The organism is Seonamhaeicola marinus (assembly GCF_008085455.1).
Window position 1 is genome coordinate 379 of record NZ_VSDQ01000893.1, and the last position, 902, is coordinate 1,280.

Genomic DNA, 902 nt, shown 5'->3' on the forward strand with positions numbered 1-902 from the left:
AATCGAAAATAATTTCGGTTTTACCAAAATTTTGGTGCACATCACTATTAAAAATGCACAGCAATGCGTTGTCTATTTCTATAATTTCAGAGCAGTGAATTGCAGAAGTATATGCGCCTGTATCTATCTTAACATCAATGTTGTAGAGTTCCAGTTTTGGGAAATCTATTTTATCTATTCTTCCAATTGTTTTTTTACTCATTTGCTTTTTTAAAAAGAGGCGCAATGTAGTAAATAAGTTAATTCAAATTTTTAGTTTATTAAAATTTAACCATAAAATATTTAATAATTACCTTTGAGATGATGGATGTACCTGCTTTAGAAATACAATTACAAACATTACCCAATCAACCGGGTGTATATCAATACTTTGATAAAGATGATACTATTATTTACGTAGGGAAAGCCAAAAATTTAAAAAAGCGCGTAAGCTCATACTTTACCAAAACTCATGATAGTGGTAAAACCCGTGTGCTAGTAAAAAAAATAGCACGTATAAAACACATAGTTGTTGAAACCGAAACCGATGCGTTGTTGCTAGAAAATAACCTAATTAAAAAGCATAAACCACGCTATAATGTACTGCTTAAAGATGATAAATCTTACCCGTGGATTTGTATAAAAAATGAACGATTTCCGCGTGTGTTTTCAACAAGGCGTGTTTTTAAAGGTGGTGGTGAATATTATGGGCCCTACACCAGTGGTAAAACTGTGCACACGTTGCTAGATTTAATAAAAGGATTGTATCCGTTACGTACATGTAATTATGATTTGGCCGAAACAAAAATTGAGGCAGGAAAATACAAAGTGTGCTTAGAGTATCATCTAAAAAATTGTAAAGGTGCTTGCGAAGGTTACGAAACTGAAGAAGCTTACAATGAAAATATAAAAGCCATTAGGCA

Annotated in this window: 1 protein-coding gene and 1 pseudogene; one reads left to right on the forward strand and one right to left on the reverse strand. The window is 32.3% G+C overall.

Annotated features, from left to right (window positions below; genetic code table 11):
• Positions 1-202 (reverse strand): annotated as a pseudogene (locus FUA24_RS26000) (ATP-dependent zinc protease); the annotation flags it as partial.
• Positions 203-303: 101 nt separating this feature from the next.
• Between FUA24_RS26000 and FUA24_RS24675 the strand changes: the two are divergent.
• A partial coding sequence (locus tag FUA24_RS24675; RefSeq protein ID WP_187388392.1) for a GIY-YIG nuclease family protein occupies positions 304-902 on the forward strand: 599 nt, incomplete at its 3' end.